The sequence below is a fragment of the Nitratidesulfovibrio sp. 1201_IL3209 genome (assembly GCF_036763125.1).
Lineage (GTDB): Bacteria > Desulfobacterota > Desulfovibrionia > Desulfovibrionales > Desulfovibrionaceae > Cupidesulfovibrio.
On record NZ_JBAIYT010000003.1, the window covers coordinates 162,575 to 184,950 of the forward strand.

Genomic DNA, 22,376 nt, shown 5'->3' on the forward strand with positions numbered 1-22,376 from the left:
ATCCTCATGGAGCAGCCCCCCCTTTCCTCGCCATCGGGCCCATCCGGTTCATCGGGCTCCGCCACCGCCCGGCAGGCCTTCCTGTACCTTCAGGCATCCGTCATCGGCACGCTGGCCAACTTCGTGTCGCGCTTCGCGTGGTCGGAACTGGCGGGCTTCGAGGCGGGCGTGCTGCTGGCCACCTACACCGGCATGGTCATCGTGTTCCTGCTGTCGTACCGCCGGGCCTTCGGCGTGCGGCGACCCGACGCGGCCATGTGCCTGCGCTTTGTGCTGGTGGCCCACGTGGGCATGGCCGTGGTGTGGGTGGTGTCCGTGGCCGCGCTGCGAGTGGCGGAATCGCTGGTGGTGCTGCTGTCGGGCTGGCCCGTGTCCCCAGGCGGGGGAACGGCCATGGCCGCCAGCGCGGGCGGCATGGGCGCGGCCCTGCACGACCCGGCCGCCTGGCGCGCCGTGCTGCCGCAAGGGCTGGGCGCGGCGCTCGCCCCGGTCATGGGCCGCGCGCTGGAGGGCGGCTGCCACGCGGCGGGCATCGTGGCCGGGTTCGTGGTCAATTTCGCGGGGCACAAGCTGTACAGCTTCCGGCGGCGCGGCGGGGATGGCGCGCTCGGGGCGTGCGGCGATGTATCCGATGGGGCAGGCGGGCTGGCCGGGCCTGTCGAGCTAGGTGGACCAGATGAGGCGGACGGGACGGGCACGTCCGGTGCGCAGCGGGGTCCGCTGCGCGGGCGCTCGTTCGTCACCCCCGCCCGGCTGGCGGCCCTTCTCGCCGTGGCCGTGCCCGTGTTCTACGTGGCGGCCTACGCGCCCTACGGCATGGACACCACCGACTTCGGCTTCTTCTACGGGCATGCCTGGCGCATCCTGCTGGGCGAGGTGCCCTACCGCGACTTCTTCTACGTCAAGCCGCCGCTGTCGCTGTACTGGCACGCCTTCTGGCTGTGGCTGACGCCGGAACGGGCCTCCGTGCTGGCGGGCAAGGCGGGATTCTACGCGGAAATGCTGGCCGCCTCGTGGCTGGGCGCGCTGTACCTGGCCCGCGCCGTGGACCTGCGCCGCCTGGGCGTGCCCCTGCCGCTGCTGGCCACGCTGGGCTTCGTGTGGTCGGTGCATTCCTTTCCGCCCATGCCGTGGCACACGGTGGAGGGGGTGCTGTTCGGCGCCGGGGCGCTGTACGCCGTGACGGCCGGGCATCCGCTGCTGGCCGGAGTGCTGGCGGCGGCCAGCGCGCTGACCAAGCAGTCGTACGCGCTGATGCCGCTGGGCGTGGCCGTGGCCGCGCTGGTGGCCGGGCGAGGAGTGGCGTGTCGGCGGGGTGGCTCCGGGTTGGCCGATTCCGTTGCCCGCGCCGGGACTGCCGCCTCCGCCCCTCTGCGCGCGCGTCCGGGCGGACTGCGTGCCCTGCACTGGCGCGACGGCGGGCTGGCGGCGCTGGGGACGGCCGCGTCCTTCGCCGTGTTCGCGGGACTGCTGCACGCGGCGGGGGCATGGGACGACTTCCGGGTCATGACCACTGGCCAGGCCGGGCTGGGCGAGGCGTTGCAGGCGGGCGTCGTGGTGTACCTGACCCAGGGTCTGCCCCTGCCCGCGCTGGCCCTGCTGCTGTGGGGCGCGTGGGCGGTGCTGGACGGCAGGCCGCGCGGCGGCGTGCAGCCGCTGGTGTTGTACGTGCTGCTGCTGGCGGCGGACTACCTGTACACGGTGGCCGCCACCCGTGTGTGGATCGGCTACGGGGCGGACTGGCCGCTGTTCCTGGTGACCGTGGGCGCGGCGTGCGTGCTGTGTTGCGGCGACCTGTTGGGGCGCTTCGCCGTGGGCGCGGAGGCGGCTTCCGCCCCGGCGGCTGCGCCTTCCCCCGCCATCCCCCCGGCGGGGAGGGCCGCCGTGCTGCTGGGCGCGGGGCTGCTGCTGGCGTGGTCCACGGGCATCAGCTGGGGCTACAAGACCCCGGCCTTCTTCGCCGCGCCGCTGTGGCTGGCGGCCATGCTGACGCACGTGCGCCTGGGCGGCCGGGCGGTCACGCTGGCCTGGGTGGCCTTGGCCTGCGGGCTGGTCATGTTCGGGGCTGGGTACCAGTATCCCTACGTGTTTCCGCAACGTCCCTTTCCCCGCGCCGCGCTGGTGCACGACGCGGGGACGGTGTTCCCGCGCCTGTCCGGGGTGAAGGTGGACGACGCCCTGCTGGGCACCCTGCGCGACCTGCGCGAGCTGCGCGCGCGGTACGGGGCCAACTACAAGACGCTGCCCGGCTTTCCGCTGGCGTACCTGCTGACCGGCGACAGGCCCGCCCTGCCCGCCGAATGGTTGCAGGACGGCGAGATCGACGGCCGGGTGGACGAGGTGTACGGGTTTCTGGTGGACCGCGACGTGGTGGTGTTCATGGAGCGCGACCAGATGGACACCGTGGCCCCGGACGGGTACGAGCGCACCCGTTATTCCGTGCCCGCGCGGGTGCGGCGGGAATGGCGCGCGGTGGACGAGACCGAACGCTTCGTGGTGTTCCGCCGCCCGTAGGACGCCGCCGCCCAAAGGGGCGAAAGGCGGCCCCGCGCGGAAATGCGCTACCGGTACGGCGCGAAACGCAGGTCGGTGGTCAACTGGTCGATGAGCTTGCGATGCCCGGCCGGAAAGGTGAAGCGCGGCAGTTCGGCGAACTCCACCCAGCGGTACTCGGTGGCCGCGTCCAGAACCGGCGGAGCGGGCGGCGCGGACGCCGGTGAAGGCCCGGAACCGTTGCTCCCGCCGGGCTCCCCGTCCAGCGTGCACAGGTAGCAGTGCAGGGTGACCCGGTAGGTGGTGTATCCGTGGCGGATCACCGCCAGCTTGTCGCGCACCGCAATGCGGAAGGCGGTTTCCTCGGCGTATTCGCGCACGATGGCCGCGTCCGGCGTCTCGTCCTTTTCCACGCAGCCGCCGGGAAATTCCCAGAATCCCGCCCACACGCCCTCGTCCGGCCGCTTCTGGATGTAGATGCGGCCGCCGTGCACCAGCACGCCGGTGGCCACCTCCAGCGGGGTGACGGGCTGCTTGCGCCCCGGCACGGGCCGCTCGTGCGGTATGCCCAAGCGCAGGCTTTCGCACAGGCTGGCCAGCGGGCATGAAGCGCATTGCGGCTTCTTGCGGCAGACCAGCGCGCCCAGTTCCATGAGCGCCTGGTTGAAGTCGCGGGCGCGGCCGGGGGGCAGCAGCGCGGCGGCCAGCGCCCGGATGCGCCCGGCGGCGGGCTGGGCGCGCACGGGGGTGTCGATGTCGAACACCCGCGAGAGCACCCGTTCCACGTTGGCGTCGATGCAGGTCACGTCGCGGTTGAAGGCGATGCCCGCGATGGCCCCGGCCGTGTACGGGCCGATGCCCGGCAGCGCGCGGATGGCCTCCGGGTCGTCGGGCAGTTCGCCGCCGTGCCGCTCCACCAGGGCTTTCGCCGCCTTGTGCAGGTTGCGCACCCGCGAATAATAGCCCAGTCCTTCCCACGCCTTGAGCAGTTCGTCCTCGCTGGCGGCGGCCACGCTGGCCGCGTCGGGGAACTGGGTCATCCAGCGCAGGAAGTAGCCCACCCCGCGCTCCATCTGCGTCTGTTGCAGCATCACCTCGGAAATCCACACCGAATACGGCTCGTAGCCGAACCGCCACGGCAGCGGCCGCTTGTGCACGGCGAACCAGTCCAGCAGGGCCTGCGCGAAGGCTTCGGCAAAGGCCGGGGTGGGCAGGTCGCGGCCCTGGCCGGTGTCGGCGGTGGCGGCGGCGCGGTTGCGGCGGGCCGTGGGGGAGGGTGCGGCGTCGGACGGGGACCGGTCTGGCGCTGCGTCCGGCAGAGTGTCCGGCAGAGTGTTCGGCAGGCCGGGGGCGGCGCTGGCGCATGCGGAATGGGGGAAGGTGTCGCGGGCGGGCATGGGCGGGGATGTACCGCACGCACGGCGCGGCTGGCAAGGCGCGGAAACGCGCGCCCGTGCCGTGCGGGGCCGCCGCCTGCGGCATGGGAGCGTCCTGTCCGATATCTCTCGGGCCTGTTGCCGCGGCTGCCGAGCCCGGCCCCCGCTCTCCCCCCCGGTTCCCCGGCATTTCCTGCGCGGATGTGGCGGAAGATTGGCTCCGTCCGCGTTCCGGCAGGTTCCGGCCCGGTGGTCGCGGCGCTACCGGGCGACGGACTGCGCCGTTGTGCCCGCTGTTTCCTGCGGCACGGCGGATACATGCATCCACGGAATGTGGCGGTCGCGGGGAATGCCCTAGAGATACAGCGTGCGGCCGAGGTGTTCGGGCAGGGTGGCCGCGTTCGCGGTATCAGTGGTGTAGTGCCATGCGCGCGGTGTCCGCTCGCCCTGCGGAGTATGGATCAGCACGTCCAACCGTCCTTGCGGGTTTACGGCCAGGGCGAGGCGGTACCACGGCCATCCGTCCGACGTGCCCGCGCACAGCAGGTTGCCTTGCGACCCCATGAAGCAGGGGGCTGTTTGCCACTGGCTCATGCCCTGAACGATCTCGTAGTGTTCGGGAGACAGCATGCCTGCCAATTGCTGCGCAAGGCCAGGATGCTCCAGCAGGTCCCCCCGCCGGGGGCCTGCCAGGGCTTGCGGCGGCAGGGACAGGGGACGCACCGGTGGAGGCGGCGGCGCGTCGAGGGTGGCGCGCCGGGTGCGGCGCAGTTCGAACCTTGAGGGCGTGTCGCCGATGTAGCCTTCGCGCGCGCGGAATTCCGTGGGGTCTTCACTGTAGGTGTCGCCGTACCAGGGGGTGCAGGCCGCCGCGCCGGGCGGGCACTCCCACAGGCGCATCCCCTTGGCGAGCGGCCACCACAGGGCAAAGATGCCGCCCGTGACGAAACGTGGGACCCCCTGCTGCGGGATGCACACGCCGCTGCCCACGAAGCTGCCCTCGTTGTTGGTCCAGCCGCGCATGGTCAGCGTTGCGGGAATGGTATCCACCGTGCCCTCCCACGTCCATTCCTCGTACCGCATGGGCATGGTGGGATAGGGCGGGTTGGCTTGGGGCATCTTTTCGGCGTGGAGTGCGCCGGGAACCAGCCAGAACGCCAGCGTGACTGTGAACAGGAAGCAACGGAGCGCGCGCATGGGAACTTGCCTGTTGGCGTCGAACGTTGCCAGACAGTGTCGCACGCCAAGGGCAACTTCCAGCACCGGCAGCACCGGCAGCACCGGCGCAGGTCGGGACGGGTTATTCGCGGGTATGCGCTTTTTGTTTCTCAGGGCATGGATTGTTGGCTTGTGTTATCGCATTGTCAAATATACAAAATGGGAATGCATGGCTGTGAAATTCAGATTTGCAGGGGGACGCGTGAGCACGTTCAGAAAAAATGCGATTGTCGTGCTGTTGTTGGTTTTCGTGATTGTCGATTATTTGGTTTGGGATTTGTTTAATGCTTCTCATAGCATCAGAACTGTATATGTAGTTGTGGCGCATCTGATACGGGCAGTTGTCTTCGGGCTCGCCGCGTTCGCCTTGAGGCATACCAAATTCAGAACATTGGGGTTGAAAATTGTTGTTTCTTATGCGGCAACCTTGTTTGTCATCTCATTCTATTCTGGTGTCCCCGGAAGGATTCCTGGTCTGAACATGATTCCTTTCAATATACTATGGTTTTGGAATGATCCTTTGGATATAAACAAGGCATTAAAAGGGGTAATGCTCATTTTCTATTTTTTAGCGCTGTGTGTTTATGGAGCATTGTTGAAAGGTGGAAAAAAAAGCGGCGCTCGGTGACGCCGCTTTTCCGTTATTTATCGATAAATTTCCCTGTATTCTTGTCGCGTGGGTGATCGATTTCTCTCCATATTCGTTTTGTTTCTTGCAGAACCGCGTCTACCAGATCAGGCACGGCGAATCCCCATGAGATGGGGGATGTTGCTTCATCCAGTGCCTGGATGCTCTTCATGCCCTTGCGAAGCTCCTGTCCCTTGTCTCCAAGGATTTCTTGCACACGTTGCTTTTCTTTGGAGCCATAAGGAGCCCAAAACGGGGCGACATCGCGGGCAATTCCTGCCCCTTCAAGCCCCAGCGGGTCGAAGGCGCTGACCGGGTCGTCCACGCAATAGTCGTAGGGGTCGTGGTCGCCGCCGGTGTCGCCCAAGGGGTCGGGCGCGGTGAAGCGTCCGGCGCGCGGGTCGTAGTCGCGGAAGCCGAAGCGCACGAGGCCGGTGTGCCGGTCCACCAGCCCCCCGGCGAAGCCCAGCGGCAGGAAGAAGTACGGGCAGGTGTCCAGCAGCGGGTTGCCGAAGCTGTCGTATTCCATGCGCTTCACCACCTTGCCGTCCGGGTCCATCAGGACCTTTACCGTGCCCACCTGGTCGCGCCCGATGCGGAAGGTGACGGAGCGCGGCGGCGGGGCGGCCTCCCCGTCCTTGCGGAAGATGGACAGGTCCAGCAGGTTGCCGTCCAGGTTGTCCAGCGCGGGGCCGCACACGGTGACGGCCTCGGGCACGCGGTCGCCGCCGTAATGAAAGGTATAGTCCGAGCCGGTGCGGTGGTCGCGGAAGCGGGCCAGGCGCAACGGGTCGAGCCATTGGTATTCCTCGCTGGGCGCGTCGTTGCGCAGCACCATGAAAGGCATGCCGTGGCGGCCGAAGCGGTAGCGGATGATGTCGCCGCCGGGCAGCACCACCGAATCGAGGGCCACCGGGGCAAGCTGGCCTTGGGGGTGATGGGGCGCGCCTCCGGCGTCGGCGTTTCCTCCATTTCCGTAATAGAACCACGTGCTGTTGCGTCCCTCTTCCGTGCACCGCAGGCTGCCGTCCGGGGCGTACATGTAGCGCGCCCGCCCGGCACGCACGAGGCGGCCCGCAGCGTCGTAGGCAAAGGCGCGCTCCGTCTCCATGGTCCGCAGCGCGTCGCGCGACATGCCGGGCAGCGGGGCCACCCGAGCCTCCGTGCGCTGGCCCGCCGCGTTGTAGGCGTAGCGTTCCGCCACCTGGCCGTCGCGGCGCACCTCGGTCAGGTGGCCGCGTGCGTCGTGGGTGTAGTCGCAGGTGGTGACGCGCCCGCCGCAGTGTTCCTGTTTGGCGCGCAGCCTGCCGTCGGGAGAGAAGGCGCAGTGCACATCCAGCGCGGGCGGCAGTTCGCCGGACGGCGCGGCGGCGGGGCTGCCTGCTCCGGGGGCGGGCAGGGAGGGCGCAGGGGCCGGGGACCCGGTGGGGTTGGCCGTGGGGCGCGCGGTGGGCTGCGTGTTGCCGGGCGTCGTCGCTTGCTGTTCGTCGCGGGGCCGCTTGGCGAACACCACGTTGCGCAGGAAGTCTTCGGTGGACATGGCCTGGGGAGAACGCTGGGCAGGGGCGCGGCGGGACGTGCGCCCGCGAGTGGAGGCGGACATGACATCTCCATGGGTTGATGGTGGAAATGCCGCATCCGTAGCATGCAGGTTTCGGCCCGGCGCGGCCGCAACGGGGCCGTAGCGGGGTGGGACGGCCGTCCGGAGGGGGTACGGCCATGGCGTTACCCTGCCGCAACCCGCATGCCACCCCGGCATTACCCTGACGGAAGGCCCGTGCCGCAACAAGCGAGGGGAGCCGGACAATTCCGGTTCCCCCCTCTCAGGACATCATGCCGGGCACGGCGCGTGGCGCGGGTCGCGCATCCGGCTGCCTTGGTGGCGCGCGCCCGTCACTGCCGACAGGCTGCACGTCCTGCACGCCCCGTCCCGCACTCCCCGTCAGGCAGCGCGGGCCAGCCTAGGCGTGGCGCACGCGGCCCAGGAATTCGCGCAGGCGCGGGTTCTTGGGTGCGCTGAAGAATTCGTCCGGCGGGCCTTCTTCCTGAATCCGGCCCTGGTCGATGAAGATCACCCGGTCGGCCACCTCGCGCGCAAAGCCCATTTCGTGGGTGACGATGACCATGGTCATGCCTTCCAGGGCCAGGGCGCGCATGACTTCCAGCACTTCGCCCACCAGTTCGGGATCCAGGGCGCTGGTGGGCTCGTCGAACAGCAGCACCTTGGGCTGCATGGCCAGCGAGCGGGCAATGGCCACGCGCTGCTTCTGCCCGCCGGAAAGCTGGTCGGGGTAGGCGGTGGCCTTGTCGGCCAGGCCCACCTTTTCCAGCAGGGCCAGGCCCAGCCGGTCGGCCTCTGCGCGGGGGGTGCGGCGCACGCGGATGGGGCCCAGGGTCACGTTGTCCAGCACGCTCATGTGCGGGAACAGGTTGAACTGCTGGAACACCATGCCCGCTTCGGTGCGCACGTAGTTGATGTCGGTGGCGGGGTCGTACAGGTCGTGTCCGTCCACCATGACCTTGCCGGAGGTGATCTCCTCCAGCCGGTTGATGCAGCGCAGCGCCGTGGACTTGCCCGAGCCGGACGGCCCGATGATCACCACCACCTCGCCGGGACAGACGGTAAGGTCGATGCCGCGCAGCACCTCGTTCTGGCCGAACCTCTTGTGCAGGTTGCGGATGTGGATCATGGGGGAGTCGCAGGTCTTCATGGTGGCGTCCCCCTTCTAGGGGTTGTTTCTAAAGTAGGATTTTCGTTCGTTGGCAAGGAAAACGAGCCTGCCATGAGGGAGTGCCTCAGCCGTTATGCGAGTCTTCGAGCATTACGGATGAGGACCGCAACGCGTACTCTTATCGTATTCGACTGACATGGCAGGCGAAGCTTGACGCAGCCAACGGGCGAAAGGACAATTTAGAAGCAACCCCTAGCGCCCGGAGCGGGCGTTCAGTCTGCGTTCGTACACCCGCAGCGCGCGGGCGATGCTCAGGGTCATCACCAGATACATCACGGCCACGGTCAGCCACACCTCGAAGGCGCGGAAGTTCACGGCGATGATCTCCTGCCCCTGCCGGGTCAGTTCGCCCACCCCGATGACCACCAGCAGCGAGGTGTCCTTCAGCGAGATGATGAACTGGTTGCCCAGCGGCGGGATCATGCGGCGGAAGGCCTGCGGCCACACCACGTACAGCAGGGCCTGCATGCGGGTGAGCCCGATGGAGCGGCCCGCCTCGGTCTGGCCCACGTCGATGGATTCGATGGCCCCGCGCACGATTTCGGCGATGTACGCCCCGGAATTGACCGCGATGGCGATGATGCCCGCCGTCACCGGCGGGATGCGCATGCCGGTGGCCAGCGGCACGCCGAAATACAGGAACATCACCTGCACGATGAGCGGGGTGCCGCGGATGGCCTCCACGTAGATGTCGGCCACGGCGCGGGGCAGCCTGCCGCGCGCGGTCTTGGCGAGCCCGGCGGCGGTGCCCAGCAGAAAGCCGATGGCCAGCCCGCCCAGGGTGATGATGATGGTCAGGTGCACCCCGCCGAGCAGCAGGGGCACGCTTTCCCACATGACGCTTGCTTGAAAGTCCAGTGCCATGGAATGCCTTCGGGTGAGTCTCGCGGGGTGCGGGAACGGGCAAGGGGATGGCCGTGCGGCCATCCCCGTCGCGTCCGTCCGAACGATCAAGGGGTGATCAAAGTGCGATCAAGGGGCGGTCAAGGTGCGGCCAGGGGGCCGGGATGTCCGCCGCCGTGGCCGCCGTCGGCAAATGGGGCAGGGGGCTACTTGCCGGGGGCGTAGCCGAACCACTTGATGTACAGCTTTTCGTAGGTGCCGTCGGCCTTCACCTTCTTGAGGGCCTCGTTCACCTTGGCCACCAGCGGACTGCCCTTGGGGAAGCCGATGCCGTACGACTGGCCCTGGTACAGCGGGCCGACGGTCTTCACCTTGCCCTTGCCGGCGGTCATGGCGAATTCCTTCACCACGGGCATGTCGAACACCACGGCGTCGGCGCCGCCGCTCATCAGTTCGAAGAACATGCCGTCGTTGTTGGGGAACAGCTTCACTTCCTTGGCGCTGGCGCTGGCCTTCACGAAGTCCACGGACGAGGTCGCGGTCTTGGTGGCCACCACCTTGCCCTTCAGGTCTTCCACGGACTTGATGGCGGCGTCGCCTTCGCGCACCAGGATCATCAGGCCGGAATCGTAGTAGGGGTCGGAAAAGTCGATGACCTGCTGGCGCTCGGCCTTGATGGTGATGCCCGCGATGCCCACGTCGATGTTGCCGGTCTGAAGGCCGGGGATGATGCCGTTGAAGTCCATGGGCTGCAACTCGTACTCCACGCCCACGATTTTGGCGACGGCCTGCCACAGTTCGATGTCGAAGCCGGTGTACTTGCCGTCCTCGCCCTTGAACTCGAAGGGCTTGAAGTTGGTGTCGTGCGCGACGACGAGCTTCTTGGCCATGGCGGGGGCGCACAGCGCGGCCACCAGGGCAAGGCCGAGGGCGATCTGGATGAGACGCTTCATGTGGTTCCTCCGGTCTGTTGCGGCGGGTGCGCCGGTGCGCGCACGGCCCGTGATCCGTCCGCGCGGCGTGCGCGCGAATCGATTAGGCATTGCAGAATCCGGGCGGGAAATCAAGGCTGGGCGGACGTGGCGCGAGTTGGTGCGGGGCATGGCGCGGCCCGCGAAACGGGCGGCCTCGCGAGGAAAGCGCAACCCGCCAAGGGGGATGGAACGGAAAACGGGCCGGAAGGGGTATCCTTTCCGGCCCGTGGGGTGTCTGCGGCGCGAACGTGGCGGGGCGGGGCGCGGCTACGCGGCCTTGCCCCCTGCGGCGGGGACGGCGGGGGCCGGGCAGGCGGGCCGGCCGGGCTCGCCATCATCGAAGAAGGCCAGGCTGGCGGACGAGATGACCACGATCACCGAGCCCACGTTGTGGAACACCGAGGCCATCACCGGCGAGAGCAGGCCGTAGCCGCTGCCCAGGATGGACAGCGCGTTGAACAGCACGCCGAGGCCGATGTTGATCTTGATGAGCGAGATGGCCCGGCGCGCCAGCCGCACCAGGAAGGGCAGGCGGCCGATGTCGTCGTGGGTCAGGGCCACGTCGGCGGTTTCCAGGGCCACGTCGGTGCCCGCGCCGCCCATGGCCACGCCCACGTCCGCCCCGGCCAGGGCTGGGGCGTCGTTGATGCCGTCGCCCACGAAGACCACGGTGGCCCCGGCCTGCTGCTGGGTGCGGATGGCGGACAGCTTGTCGGCGGGCTTCAGCCCGGCGCGCCAGTAGTCGATGCCCGCCTGGGCCGCGATGCGCGCGGCGGCGGTCTCGTGGTCGCCGGACAGCATGCCCGCATGGGCCAGCCCGGCGGCGCGCAACCCGCTGACGGCGGCGCGCGCGCCGGGGCGCAGGGTGTCGGTGACGGCCAGCAGCCCGGCGGGGGCCGCGTCCACGCGCACCAGCAGGGCGGTGGCCCCGCGTCCGCGCAGGGCGGCCAGCGGCGTGACCAGGCCGGGCGCGCGTTCGGAAAGCTCCGTTTCGACATCGGCCGTCACGCCGCAGACCTCCACGGCGTGGCCGTCCACGGTGGCCCGCACGCCCACGCCCACTTCGGTGAATGCGCCCTCGGCGGCGGCGGGCGCGATGGACCGCGCCTCGGCCCCGGCCACGATGGCCCGCGCGATGGGGTGGGTGCCGCCGCCTTCGGCCCCGGCGGCCAGGGCCAGCACCCGCTCGGCGGTAAAGCCGGGCGCGGGCGACACCTCGTCCAGTTCCGGCCGTCCGAAGGTGAGGGTGCCGGTCTTGTCGAACAGCACCAGGGTGGCGGCGGCCACCTTTTCCAGGGCCTGCCCGCCGCGCACGATGATGCCCGCGCGGGCGGCGCGGCCCACGGCGGCCACGGCGGCGGTGGGCGCGGCCATCAAGAGGGCGCAGGGGCACCCGGCGATGAGCACGGCCACGGCGCGCGAGGTCTCGCCCGAAACGGCCCAGGCAGCGGCGGCGCAGGCCAGCACCACCGGGGTGAACCATTGGGCGTACCTGTCCACCAGGCGGGCGGCCTTGGGGTTGTGGGCCTCGGCCTCTTCCACCAGGCGCACCACCTTGCCGATGGTGGTGTCCTCGCCCACGCGCTGCGCCTCCACCACGATGACGCCGTTGTAGTTCATGGTGCCCGCCAGCACCTTGTCGCCCGTGGCGCAGGAGCGGGGCAACGGCTCGCCGGTGATGGACGATTCGTCCACGGCGGTGACCCCGGACAGGATCACCGCGTCCACGGGGATGCGCTCGCCGGGGCGCACGCGCAACTGCTGGCCCACGCGCACCTCGGCGGCGGGCACGGTGCGCTCGCGGCCGCCCGGTTCGATGACGGTGGCGGTGTCCGGGGTGACGGCGGCCAAGGCCTTGATGGACCGGCGGGCCGCATCGCTGAGGAAGCCCTCCACCAGCGACCCCGCCTTCATGATGCAGGCCACGATGGCGGCGGACAGGTATTCGCCCTGCGCCACCGAGGCGACGAGGGCGATGGACACCAGTTCGTCCACGTTGACCTGTTTTTCCAGCAGGCCCTGCACCGCGCCCTTGACGATGGGCAGGCCGTTGACGGCGGCCCCGGTCAGGGCCAGGGCGGCGGCCAGCCACGCGGGCGCGCCGGAAAGCGACGCGACCCATGAGGTGACGGCCAGCAGGCCGCCCAGCAGGCAGAGCAGGGTTTCACGGGAAGAGATGAGTTCGCGGTAGGAGCCGGGGCAGGCGAAGCGTCCGATCACGGGGTGTGCCTCCAGAATGTTTGACGGTCAAACTTCTTTATGTCCAAGATAGTTTGACCGTCAAGCTATTTTCCGGGGCACGCGCAACGTACCGAATGGAGAGGAAAATTTTCCGGATTTGCGGGGGCGGCGGGCCTGCGCGGCTGCCGGGGCGCCGCTACCCCAGGGCCACGTCGAGGGTCATCATCAGGGTGAACCCGGCAATGACGCCCATGGTGGAAAGGTCGCCGTAGCCGGACCCCTGGGATTCGGGGATGACCTCCTCCACCACCACGAAGATCATGGCCCCGGCGGCAAAGGCCAGCGCGTACGGCAGGATGGGTTGCGCCCAGACCACGGCCGCCGCGCCGATGACGGCGGCGACGGGTTCCACCATGCCCGAGGCCTGCCCGAACAGGAACGCCTTCATGCGCGAAAACCCCTCGCGCCGCAGCGGCACGGACACCGCCGTGCCCTCGGGAAAGTTCTGGATGCCGATGCCCAGCGCCAGCGCCACGGCCCCGGCCAGCGAGGCCGAGGGCAGGTCGGCCGCCACGGCGCCGAAGGCCACGCCCACGGCCAGCCCTTCCGGGATGTTGTGCAGGGTGATGGCCGCCACCAGTAGGGTGGAGCGCTGCCAACTGCTGGGCAACCCTTCGGCGTGCTCGATGGGGTTGTGCAGGTGCAGGTGGGGCAGCAGCATGTCCACCAGTCGCAGGAACAGCGCCCCCAGCACGAAGCCCACGGCGGCGGGCACGAACGACCAGCGGCCGAGGTGCTCGGACATTTCCAGCGCCGGGGCTAGCAGCGACCAGAAGCTGGCCGCGATCATCACCCCGGCCGCGAAGCCCAGCATGATGTCCAGCATCTTGCGCGAGAAGCTCTTGGTCAGGAACACCAGGGCCGCGCCCAGCGCGGTGACGCCCCAGGTGAACAGTCCGGCGAGAAAGGCCTGCGTGACGGGGGGAAGCTCGGTGAAGGCGGTGTACATGTCCGGTCTCCGGATATGGTGAAGGAAGTCGGCCGGAAGGCTTCGATACGCCGAGTATACCCGGAAATGGCGCGCCGTCCACCGCCGGACGCGCGGGGGACGGATGCCGCGCCGGGGGAACCGGCCGACAGGCCCCGCCGCGGCTCGCGCCTTCTAATCCCGGCGGGAATAGCGCAGCTTCATCCAGATCACGGCCAGGATCAGCGACAGGCCCACCGCGTTGGCGGCCATGACCGGCCACGAGCCGATGCCGATGCCGTAGATCAGCCACAGCCCCACGCCCACGGCCAGCAGCCGGAAGGTGGGCAGCGAGATGTCGTCGGCCGAGCGGGTGCGGGCGATGCGCACCACCTGTGGCAGATAGGCCAGCGAGGTCAGCAGCCCGGCCGCGTAGCCGATGGTTTCCACCAGCGTGGACAGGGTCGCGGAATCGGTGGTCGGGGCGGGCATGAGGGGGCCTCCGGGGCGGGGGCGGTGCGAAAGGGTGTGCCGTGAGGACTAGGGCGTGGCGTCGCCGGGACCCAGGTTGTGATGGTCGCGATGGTCGTCCTCTTCACCGGTCATGCGCGCGGCAAGCACCTTCACGTCTTCGGCCAGTTGGCGCAACGCGTAGTAGAAGGCGTAGAACTGGGTGAGCATGGCCAGGTCGAAGCGCCTGGTGGCCCCGGCCTCGCGCAGGGCGCGCAGGCGGGCGTCGGCCAGGGTGATGGCCTCGGCCAGAGAGGTGGCCAGTGAGGTGTCCGGCGAGGTGTCCGTCGGCGGGGGCAGGTCGTCGGCGGGGGCCGCGCCATTCGTGCCGCGCCGTCGCAGCCGTTCGCCCAGGGCGGCCAGCCCGCCCGGCACGGTGTTGCCGGGCCGCATGCCGGTGACGCCGGTGGTCATGCCGGCCATGCGGCGCAGGGTGCGGGCCACGGTTTCCGCCAGGGCGCGCAGTTCGGCGTCCATCAGGATGTCGTAGCCGTCGGCGTCGCAGGCGTTCAGGCTGCGCAGCATCACCCGCAGGTGGTCGGTGGTGCGCTCCACCACGGTGGACAGGGTGTCCAGGGGCTGGTTGTCGTAGAAGTAGATCAGCGATTCGTGGCGGCGGACCTTGGACAGCCGTTCGCGGTTGCGCGGGATGGCGCGCGTCAGCGGGTCCAGCAGGTCGGCGGGCACGTGGGTCTGGCGGGCCAGGAAGCGGTCCACCAGGGTGGTCAGGTAGTGGGCGCAGTTTTCCGCCTGCGAGGCTAGGTCGCGCCGCAGGCCCACCGCCGCGCGCACCGGCCACAGGGTGACCGTGACCACAAAGGCGCAGCCTACGCCCACGGCGATTTCCAGCACCCGGAACAGACCCACGTCGATGCGCTCGGCATGGCCCGCGCTGGCCAGGATCACGATGCTCACGGTGATGGCCGCCATGCGGTAGCGCGGGTCCCACCGGGTGAGAAAGGCGCACAGGCCCGTGGTGAGGAACACAGACACGCCGTTCCATACGGGCGTGTCCGGAAAGGCCACGATGGCGATGACGCCCATCACCGCGCCCATGACCGTGCCGATGAAGCGGTACAGGCACATCTCGATGGCGTCGGCCACGTTCATCTGCATGGCGATGACGGCGGAAATGACGGCCCAGTAGCCGTATTCGATGTGCAGCACGTCGGCCAGCACCAGGGCGAGAATGGCGGCGATGCCGGTCTTGACGCCGTGGCGGATGTGGGCGGGGGAAATGTCGGCGAGGGTGGGGCGACGCATGGCGGTCTCGGTCGCGGGGTGGACGGCGGTTCGGGGTTGCGGGAACGGGCAGCGCGGGCGGGTACGGTGCGGCCGCGCCCGGCCCGGAGGCACCACATACGCCCGCCCCGTCCGGCTGGCAAGCGGGTTGGACGGGCAATGCCGCGGCAGAGGCGAGCGGGGCGGGGTGCGCCACGCGGCGGCCGGTCGAGACTACGCGGGTTCGATACGGGTGTGCGCGGCCACGTAACGGCCCACGCCGTACAGGTACAGGAAGTAGGCCAGCCCGAAGGTGACGATGGACAGCAGCAGCCAGATCAGCGCGTGGCCCACCTGCGCGGCCAGGTCCAGGTCGCACGTCAGCCGCTGGCGCGGCGCGCCTTCGCGTTCCACCCAGGTGCGGTTGATGATGAACTTGGCCAGCGCGTACGGGTAGAAGAACACGCCGATGCCCAGCGTGCACAGGGTGATCAGGAACCACAGCACGGCATGGCCGAAGCATTCGACCATGGTGACGTCGGTGCGGAAGGTGCCGGTGGTGACGGGGAACATGGAGCCTCCGGATAGGGGGAAGGGGGGGCGTGGCGCGCGGGGTGGCGGTGGCTGGGGGGCTGCCGGCGCGTGGGGGAGAACGGAACCAGGAATGGGAGTACCATAGCATGGTTGCGTGTGCTGAGGTCAAGCGGGGGTGTGGGGTAGGGGTGGGGTGGGGGGAGAGAGGGGGAGAGGTGGTGCTTCGCTGGAAGCGGCTTCTACGAAGACAGGTCTGCACTGTTGGGCACGCTTGATTTCGTTATGCCTCCGGCGGGCAGGGGGCCGTGAAACGACGGCCCCCTGCACCCCCGCGTTCCAGGGGGGCTTCGCCTCAGCTCTGCTATCTTCATCCGTAAGACTCGCGCGTTGCGTACGATGGCCGTAAGGCTCGCAAGCTCGCCAACGGCCACGCTTCGCGCCCTTCGGGTCGATCTTCGCGCTCGCCTAACGGCTGAAGTCCTGGACCCCCAGCGCTTCCTGCACCGCATTCTTCGCCGGGCAGCTTCCCTCGGCCAAGGCGCCTTCGGGTGATCTGCCCGGCGGAATGCGATGTGCGCGTTGCTCCCGGCGGCATGGCGAAGGTTCGGGTTGTGCGCACACCAAAGGGTGTCCTGCGCGGCGTCCCTTCGGCGTCAGCTTCCCTCCGGCGTAGGGCTCCTCCGGGCGATTTGCCGCCGGTGCCGCCAATCCGCGCGGATGGCGGGCGTTGGGCGTAACGTGTTCTTGGCAGAGGTAGTCGTGGGTGTGTGGTGTTTTCAGCTCAGTCCAACGGAGACGTCACGTGCGTAGAAGCGTATGCCGCCGGGCTTTGACGGCGGCATATGCGTCGCAACGGGGGCGAAGGTAAAGGCACCCTGGTGGGATAAAGGCAGCGAGAGATGTGCGCACATCGCATTCCCGTCGCCAGATCGCCCGAAGGCGTCTGCGCCGGAGGGAAGCTGGCGGCGTTGGAATGCGGTGCAGGATGCGTTGGGGGTCCAGGGGAGGCGAAGCCCCCCTGGAGCGCGGGGATGCAAGGGGCCATCGCTCAATGGCCCCTTGCCCGCCGGAGGCATAACGAGATCGGGCGTGGGAATAAGGGCAGGCGTGCATCCGTAGAAGCCGCACCCATCAGGGCGTAAACACCATCTTCGCCTTTAGGCTGTCGCAGAGGCTACCGCCTCAAAAACGACGGCAACGCAAAATACACCCCCGCCACGGCGTCAAACATCCCGCCCGGCAGGAACGTCGCCATCCAAAACAACCGGAACTTCAGCGACGACCCGGCATACGGCGCTATGGCCTCCCGCGCCTCACTCCCCTTGCCCTCGCGCCACAGGGCCACCCCGCGCTGGAACGCGGCGCGGCGGCGCAGCAGCGCCACAAGGTCGGCATGGTCGCGCTCATAGTCGCGGTACATGCGGATGTGCTTGGCGAGAATGGCCTCGGTCTCGTCCGCGAACTGGGCGAACTTGCGGAAGGTGGTGCTGCCGCCGTGCACCCGCCAGCGGGCCAGCGGCGCGTCCACGTGGTCCAGTTCCCAGTCCCAGGCGATGCGGTAGAACACGTCCGCCTCCTCGCACACGTTCAACGACTCGTCGAACCAGTGGCCGCCCATGCCGGGCGCATCCAGCGCGGCACGGCGGATCACGGCCGAGGACATGGAAATCCACTGGGTGGTCATCAACTCGTGGAACACCTTGCCGCGCGCGGGCGGCGCGGCCTGGAACTGGCGGCTCAGCTCCTTGTCGCCGCTGAACATCACCGTGTCGCAGCTCACCAAACCCACGGCCGGGTTGGCACGGAACAGCGCCACCTGCCGGGCCAGCTTTTCCGGGCGCCACAGGTCGTCGCAGTCGAGAAAGGCGATGAACTCGCCCCGCGCCCGCGCGATGGCGAGGTTGCGCGCCGCACCCAGCGGCACGGTGCGCTCGGCGCGGAAGTAGCGCACCTTGTGGCCGTAGCTTTGGGCGATGTCCGCGCTGCAATCGGTGGAGCCGTTGTCCCAGAACACGATCTCCCAGTCGTCAAGGGTCTGGGCGAACACGCTGTCCATGGCGGCGCGCAGGTGTTCGCCGCAGTTCAGGCAGTTCATGATCACGCTGACTGTGGGAGCGGGGGGAGCGGGGGGCGCGGGGGGCGCATGTGAGGTGGCGGTGTCGGTCATGGCAGTTTGTTTCTCGGGGAAGGAACCGGGTACGGGTTCCTTTTTCGAAGCGTTGTCGAAAACCGGTGGCAGCATGCCGCAGGCAGGCTGGCCTGAAAGGGGTGCAGGGGACAACGCCCCCTGCCCGCCGGAGGCGTCCAGAAAATCGAAACCTAAGGGGCTGTTTCTAAATTAGGATTTTCGTTCGTTGGCAAGGAAAACGAGCCTGCCATGAGGGAGTATACTCTTCTCGTATTCGACCGATATGGCAGGCGAAGTTTGACGATGCCAACGGGCGAAAAGACAATTTAGAGACAGCCCCTAACCCAGCGCCTCCAGCAATGCGTCGCACACCAAGTCCACGTCGGCGTCGCTCATGCCGGGGTGCAGGGGCAGGGTGGTCAACTGGCGGCCCAGCATTTCGGTGACGGGCAGGGATTCGGCCCCGCCGCCGAAGTAGGTCAGCAGGTGGTTGGGCTTGTAGTGCATGCCGGTAGGAATGCCCTTGGCCTGCAAGGCGTCCACCACGTGGTGCTTTTTGTCGTCCAGGATGCGCACCGGGAAGATGTGCGGCACCACCACGTCACGGGAATCCGTTGCCAGCAGGGCCAGATGCGGCGCGCCGGTGAGCCGCTGGCGGTAGCGCGCGGCCAGGCGCATCCGCGCCGGGGCGAATTCGCCGGGCAGGCGGCCAAGCTGCACGCGGCCGATGGCGGCCATGATGTTGCTCATGTGGTAGCGCCAGCCCTGCCGGGTGACGTCGAAATCCCAGCTGCGCTGGCCCGAGAAGCGCTTTTCCGTGTCGTTGGCCACGGACAGCAGGCGCGCGTCGCGGCACAGCTGGGCCACGGCCTGGTCGGCGGTGACGATGCACCCGCCCTCGCCGCTGGTGATGTTCTTGATGCCGTCGAAGCTGAAGCAGGCGATGTCGCCGAAGGCGCCGATCATGCGGCCGTCGTGGCGGCAGCCGAAAGCGTGGGCCGCGTCCTCGATGACCCGCAGGCCGTGCCTGGCGGCAAAGGCGTACACCTCGTCCAGCCCGGCGGGGTTGCTGGCGTAGTGCACCGGCATGATGGCGGCGGTGCGTTCGGTCAGGCGGCGTTCGGCGTCGGCAAGGTCGATGGTGCAGGTTTCCGGCAGGGCCTCGCAGGCCACGGGCACGGCCCCGGCAGCGCTGATGGCCTGGAACGAGGCCACGAAGGTCAGCGACTGCACCAGCACTTCCGCGCCCGGCTGCACGGCGGCCTGCACGGCCAGGTGCAGGGCGGCGGTGCCGGTGCTCGCGGTGACGACGTTCTGCGCGGGCACGCCGAGGTAGGCGGCGATGTCCTCTTCGAAGCGCTTCACTTCGTTGCCCATGCCGAGGTAGCCGTCCTCGAGGATGACGCGGCTCACGGCGTCGGCTTCGGCCTGGCCCACGATGGACCGGGAAAGACGCAAGGCGGGGGTGGTCATGGCGTGTCGCTCTGGTGTTGGCGCGGACGCGGGAGCGCCGCGACGGACGTTGTGGACGGGAAATCCGGTGTCGGCCCCGTGGCGGCCGGGCGGGCTGCCACGGGGGCGGAATGGCGCGTGTCGTGCCGGGCGGGGGCGGGGAACTGATCGCCCCGCCGTCCGCCGCCTACCAGCGGTACGGAATGTCCGGCACGTCTTTCGGCGCGCGTTCGCTTTCCGTGGGGTCGTGCGGGATGTCCGCGCAGTTGCAGATCAGCGCGGGCGTTTCGCTCACCGCGCTGAACCCGTACCACACCAGCGGGGGGATGCGCAGCAGCCGGTAGTGGTCCGGCCTGCCCAGCAGGAATTCTTCCGTAGTGCCGAAGGTGGGCGAACCGGGGCGGCTGTCGTGGACGACCACCTTCATCCGCCCCACGGGCACCGCGAAGTGCTGGGTCTGGCGGGTGTGGCGCTTCCACGCCTTCACCGCGCCGGGCTCCACTTCCGAGAAGTACAGCTCGCCGAAGCTCATGAACAGGGGCGAATCGGGCCGCAGCATTTGCAGCACCGGGCCGCCCTCCGTGGGAATGACGCGCAGGTCCAGCGTCATCACCCCGTCGATGGTCGTGGCGTTCACGGCATGGTCCTTGGCGGCGCGGAGGCCGCTACCTGGCCCAGGCAAGGCCCTTGGCGGCGGCCTTGCCGGAGTATTCCGCGATCTGGTTCATGGTGAAGGCGTACATGTCCGGACGCTTCGCACCGGCAGGCGCGTGGAACGCGCGGTACCATTCCGCCGTGAAGCGGATGGTTTCGGCGAAGTTCAGCGTGGCCTGCCAGCCAAGGTACGCCAGCGACTTGTCGCAGCACAGCTTGAGCAGGGTGCATTCCTTCATGCCCGCCTGCCCGGCGCGGTCCATTTCGCTGGCGAAGCCGGGCCAGTACGGGGCCAGGGCGTCCACCACTTCGGCCACGTTGTTGTTCACGTCCGCCGCCGGGCCGAAGTTGTAGGCCTCGCCCGAAAGGGGGAACGGCCCCTGCTCGTTCAGCAGCAGTTTCGCGCCCAGCCACAGGTAGCCGGAAAGGGGCTCCAGCACGTGTTGCCACGGCCGCGTGGCCCACGGGCTGCGGATCTGCACCGCCGTGCCCGCCGCCCACGCCCGCGCGCAGTCGGGCACGATGCGGTCCGCCGCCCAGTCGCCGCCGCCGATGACGTTGCCCGCGCGGGTGGTGGCGCAGCGCACGCCGTTCCTGAAGAACGAGCGGAAGTACGAGTGCGCGATGATCTCGGCGCAGCCCTTGGACGCGGAGTACGGGTCCTCGCCGCCCAGGTGGTCGGTTTCGCGGTAGCCCCACACCCATTCGTCGTTGCGGTAGCACTTGTCCGAGGTGATGCACACCACGGCCTGCACCGAAGGCGCGCAGCGCACCGCCTCCAGGATGTTCAGGGTGCCCATGGCGTTGGCCTCTATGGTGGCCGCCGGGTCGTCGTACGACTTGCGCACCAGCGCCTGCGCCGCCAGGTGGAAGACCACCTCCGGCGCGAAGTCGGCCACGGCCTTGCACACCGCCGCACGGTCGCGGATGTCGGCGCGGATGTCCGTGATGCGGGCGCCAAGGCCCAACTCGTCGAAATTGGCGGGGGTGGTGGGCACGTCCACCGACAGCCCGGCCACTTCCGCGCCCAACTGCAACAACCACGCGGTCAGCCATGACCCCTTGAACCCGGTATGGCCGGTGACCAGCACCCTGCGGCCGCGATAGGCATCTGCGAACATTGTATGTCTCTCCGTTCTATGGCGGGGAAAGTGGGGGAGGGAACCGGGGGAAGGGACCCTTTGTAAAGGGTCCCCTTCCCCCGGACCCCCATCCCCCTAAACATTCATTGTGGACGGGCAGCCATGGAAAAGGACTGTGGAGAAGCGTTCAGAAGGCGGAACCAGCGGGCGAAAGGCCCATCTGAACCATGCTCGGGCTATACCTTGAAACCCTTGGCCCACGGCGCACTGCCCTTGTCCCACAGGGCGTTCAGCTTCTGCCAGTCGCGCAGGGTGTCCATGCATTCCCAGAAGCCTTCGTGGGGGTACATGGACAGCTGGCCGTCGGCGGCAAGGCGTTCCAGCGGCTGCTTTTCCAGGTCGCACGATTCGTCCTCGTCCAGGTAGTCGAGGAATTCGCGCTTGAACACGAAGAAGCCGCAGTTGATGTATTCGTTCAGCACAGGCTTTTCCTGCCAGGACAGGATGTTGCCGTCCGCGTCGGTCTGCACCGCGCCGAAGCGCGAAGGCATGCGCACGCCGGTGAAGGTGCCGATCTTGCCGGACTTCTTGTGGAACTCCACCAGCTTGTCGATGTCGATGTCCGACACGCCGTCGCCGTAGGTGACCATGAAGCGGTCGGTGTCGATGTGCTTGGCCACCCGCTTGATGCGCGCGCCCTTCAGGGTTTCCTGCCCGGTATCGCACAGGGTCACCTTCCAGTCGGTGCAGTTGCTGCACTCGTGGGTGGTCAGCGCGCCGGTGGCGAGGTCCACGGTGAAGTCGGTGTTGCGGATGCGGTAGTCGTGGAAATACTGCTTGATCACCTCGCCCTTGTAGCCCAGCGGCAGGATGAAATCCTTGTGGCCGTGGCGGGCGTAGATGCTCATGATGTGCCACAGCACCGGGCGGCCGCCGATCTCGACCATGGGCTTCGGCTTGAATTCGGTTTCCTCGCGCAGGCGGGTGCCCTTGCCCCCGCACATGATGATGACCTTCATGCGATACCTCGTGATGGGGTAATGTGCTGTCGTCGTCCGGATGGGTATAGCAGAATGCGCGGCGTTGCGGAACGGCCCGCAGGCGATACCGCCGGGACTGGGTTACGAAGGAATGCACGGCCCACGCGGCGCGGCCGGTGAACATCGTGGATTGCGCCTGGGTTGCCGGCCGGATGGAATGGATGGGGCGGATGGACTGGATGGGCTGGGTGGGGTGGCGTCATGATGACGTGCGGAACCTCCGTTCCGCGCGCGGGTGGGTGGCCGGTGTTCCGGGGCTGGCGCGTCGCACTGGCGCGCCGCGTTTCCGCCGGAATTTCCGGCCCTTCTTCGTGGCGTGCTAGATACGCTCGCGCGTGACGCT

18 protein-coding genes are annotated in these 22,376 nt (G+C 68.6%); 2 read left to right on the forward strand and 16 right to left on the reverse strand.

Annotated elements, in window-relative coordinates:
* Positions 1-6: 6 nt before the first annotated feature.
* Complete coding sequence (locus V6B97_RS03460) at positions 7-2,514, forward strand: hypothetical protein (RefSeq protein ID WP_333505096.1); 2,508 nt, start codon at positions 7-9, stop codon at positions 2,512-2,514.
* A gap of 47 nt (positions 2,515-2,561) precedes the next feature.
* Here the strand turns inward: V6B97_RS03460 and mutY are convergent, their stop codons facing one another.
* Together mutY and V6B97_RS03470 are read right to left on the reverse strand one after the other, a co-directional pair.
* The gene (gene mutY, locus V6B97_RS03465) at positions 2,562-3,890 is read right to left on the reverse strand and encodes an A/G-specific adenine glycosylase (RefSeq protein ID WP_333505097.1); all 1,329 of its coding nucleotides are present in this window, start codon (positions 3,888-3,890) and stop codon (positions 2,562-2,564) included.
* 333 nt (positions 3,891-4,223) lie between these two features.
* Entirely contained in the window at positions 4,224-5,066 is an 843-nt protein-coding gene (locus tag V6B97_RS03470) for a hypothetical protein (RefSeq protein ID WP_333505098.1), read from the reverse strand.
* Between V6B97_RS03470 and V6B97_RS03475 the strand changes: the two genes are divergently transcribed.
* Entirely contained in the window at positions 5,065-5,715 is a 651-nt protein-coding gene (locus V6B97_RS03475; protein ID WP_333505099.1) for a hypothetical protein, read from the forward strand. The two genes, V6B97_RS03470 and V6B97_RS03475, sit on opposite strands and share 2 nt — an antisense overlap.
* Before the next feature lie 13 nt (positions 5,716-5,728).
* Here V6B97_RS03475 and V6B97_RS03480 read toward each other — a convergent pair whose 3' ends face one another.
* From V6B97_RS03480 to rfbF, 14 genes are all read right to left on the reverse strand, one after another.
* Positions 5,729-7,318 (reverse strand): RHS repeat domain-containing protein, encoded by a 1,590-nt coding sequence (locus tag V6B97_RS03480; protein ID WP_333505100.1) that lies wholly within the window; start codon positions 7,316-7,318, stop codon positions 5,729-5,731.
* A 358-nt stretch (positions 7,319-7,676) separates the two neighbouring features.
* Positions 7,677-8,405, reverse strand: a complete 729-nt coding sequence (locus tag V6B97_RS03485) for an amino acid ABC transporter ATP-binding protein (RefSeq protein WP_333505129.1) — start codon at positions 8,403-8,405, stop codon at positions 7,677-7,679.
* A 234-nt stretch (positions 8,406-8,639) separates the two neighbouring features.
* The gene (locus V6B97_RS03490; protein ID WP_333505101.1) at positions 8,640-9,311 is read right to left on the reverse strand and encodes an amino acid ABC transporter permease; all 672 of its coding nucleotides are present in this window, start codon (positions 9,309-9,311) and stop codon (positions 8,640-8,642) included.
* A 185-nt stretch (positions 9,312-9,496) separates the two neighbouring features.
* A complete protein-coding gene (glnH, locus tag V6B97_RS03495) occupies positions 9,497-10,243 on the reverse strand; it encodes a glutamine ABC transporter substrate-binding protein GlnH (protein ID WP_333505103.1) in 747 nt (248 codons plus the stop codon).
* Positions 10,244-10,531: 288 nt separating this feature from the next.
* Positions 10,532-12,484, reverse strand: coding sequence for a heavy metal translocating P-type ATPase (locus V6B97_RS03500; protein ID WP_333505104.1), 1,953 nt, complete (start codon positions 12,482-12,484; stop codon positions 10,532-10,534).
* Between the two features lie 157 nt (positions 12,485-12,641).
* Positions 12,642-13,454: a ZIP family metal transporter gene (locus V6B97_RS03505; protein WP_333505105.1), complete on the reverse strand. Its 813-nt coding sequence runs from the start codon at positions 13,452-13,454 to the stop codon at positions 12,642-12,644.
* Positions 13,455-13,607: 153 nt separating this feature from the next.
* Positions 13,608-13,904, reverse strand: coding sequence for a SemiSWEET family sugar transporter (locus V6B97_RS03510; protein ID WP_333505106.1), 297 nt, complete (start codon positions 13,902-13,904; stop codon positions 13,608-13,610).
* A 48-nt stretch (positions 13,905-13,952) separates the two neighbouring features.
* A complete protein-coding gene (locus V6B97_RS03515) occupies positions 13,953-15,185 on the reverse strand; it encodes an FUSC family protein (protein WP_333505107.1) in 1,233 nt (410 codons plus the stop codon).
* Between the two features lie 192 nt (positions 15,186-15,377).
* Positions 15,378-15,716 (reverse strand): DUF6693 family protein, encoded by a 339-nt coding sequence (locus V6B97_RS03520; RefSeq protein ID WP_333505108.1) that lies wholly within the window; start codon positions 15,714-15,716, stop codon positions 15,378-15,380.
* Between the two features lie 1,135 nt (positions 15,717-16,851).
* On the reverse strand, positions 16,852-17,844 hold the full coding sequence (locus tag V6B97_RS03525; RefSeq protein WP_333505109.1) for a glycosyltransferase family 2 protein: 993 nt from the start codon (positions 17,842-17,844) through the stop codon (positions 16,852-16,854).
* A 300-nt stretch (positions 17,845-18,144) separates the two neighbouring features.
* The gene (locus tag V6B97_RS03530; RefSeq protein ID WP_333505110.1) at positions 18,145-19,278 is read right to left on the reverse strand and encodes a DegT/DnrJ/EryC1/StrS family aminotransferase; all 1,134 of its coding nucleotides are present in this window, start codon (positions 19,276-19,278) and stop codon (positions 18,145-18,147) included.
* A gap of 166 nt (positions 19,279-19,444) precedes the next feature.
* The gene (locus tag V6B97_RS03535) at positions 19,445-19,894 is read right to left on the reverse strand and encodes a dTDP-4-dehydrorhamnose 3,5-epimerase family protein (RefSeq protein ID WP_333505111.1); all 450 of its coding nucleotides are present in this window, start codon (positions 19,892-19,894) and stop codon (positions 19,445-19,447) included.
* A gap of 28 nt (positions 19,895-19,922) precedes the next feature.
* A complete protein-coding gene (gene rfbG, locus V6B97_RS03540) occupies positions 19,923-21,032 on the reverse strand; it encodes a CDP-glucose 4,6-dehydratase (protein ID WP_333505112.1) in 1,110 nt (369 codons plus the stop codon).
* A gap of 197 nt (positions 21,033-21,229) precedes the next feature.
* Positions 21,230-22,012: a glucose-1-phosphate cytidylyltransferase gene (gene rfbF, locus V6B97_RS03545; RefSeq protein ID WP_333505113.1), complete on the reverse strand. Its 783-nt coding sequence runs from the start codon at positions 22,010-22,012 to the stop codon at positions 21,230-21,232.
* Positions 22,013-22,376: the final 364 nt, after the last annotated feature.

Bases quoted from the DNA above. Each gene is read 5' to 3' on its own strand.
- V6B97_RS03470 (WP_333505098.1), bottom strand. From the start codon at position 5,066: ATGCGCGCGCTCCGTTGCTTCCTGTTCACAGTCACGCTGGCGTTCTGG.
- mutY (WP_333505097.1), bottom strand. From the start codon at position 3,890: ATGCCCGCCCGCGACACCTTCCCCCATTCCGCATGCGCCAGCGCCGCC.
- V6B97_RS03510 (WP_333505106.1), bottom strand. From the start codon at position 13,904: ATGCCCGCCCCGACCACCGATTCCGCGACCCTGTCCACGCTGGTGGAA.
- V6B97_RS03515 (WP_333505107.1), bottom strand. From the start codon at position 15,185: ATGCGTCGCCCCACCCTCGCCGACATTTCCCCCGCCCACATCCGCCAC.
- V6B97_RS03490 (WP_333505101.1), bottom strand. From the start codon at position 9,311: ATGGCACTGGACTTTCAAGCAAGCGTCATGTGGGAAAGCGTGCCCCTG.
- V6B97_RS03460 (WP_333505096.1), top strand. From the start codon at position 7: ATGGAGCAGCCCCCCCTTTCCTCGCCATCGGGCCCATCCGGTTCATCG.
- V6B97_RS03520 (WP_333505108.1), bottom strand. From the start codon at position 15,716: ATGTTCCCCGTCACCACCGGCACCTTCCGCACCGACGTCACCATGGTC.
- V6B97_RS03485 (WP_333505129.1), bottom strand. From the start codon at position 8,405: ATGATCCACATCCGCAACCTGCACAAGAGGTTCGGCCAGAACGAGGTG.
- V6B97_RS03480 (WP_333505100.1), bottom strand. From the start codon at position 7,318: ATGTCCGCCTCCACTCGCGGGCGCACGTCCCGCCGCGCCCCTGCCCAG.
- V6B97_RS03475 (WP_333505099.1), top strand. From the start codon at position 5,065: ATGGGAACTTGCCTGTTGGCGTCGAACGTTGCCAGACAGTGTCGCACG.
- V6B97_RS03525 (WP_333505109.1), bottom strand. From the start codon at position 17,844: ATGACCGACACCGCCACCTCACATGCGCCCCCCGCGCCCCCCGCTCCC.
- V6B97_RS03505 (WP_333505105.1), bottom strand. From the start codon at position 13,454: ATGTACACCGCCTTCACCGAGCTTCCCCCCGTCACGCAGGCCTTTCTC.
- rfbG (WP_333505112.1), bottom strand. From the start codon at position 21,032: ATGTTCGCAGATGCCTATCGCGGCCGCAGGGTGCTGGTCACCGGCCAT.
- rfbF (WP_333505113.1), bottom strand. From the start codon at position 22,012: ATGAAGGTCATCATCATGTGCGGGGGCAAGGGCACCCGCCTGCGCGAG.
- glnH (WP_333505103.1), bottom strand. From the start codon at position 10,243: ATGAAGCGTCTCATCCAGATCGCCCTCGGCCTTGCCCTGGTGGCCGCG.
- V6B97_RS03530 (WP_333505110.1), bottom strand. From the start codon at position 19,278: ATGACCACCCCCGCCTTGCGTCTTTCCCGGTCCATCGTGGGCCAGGCC.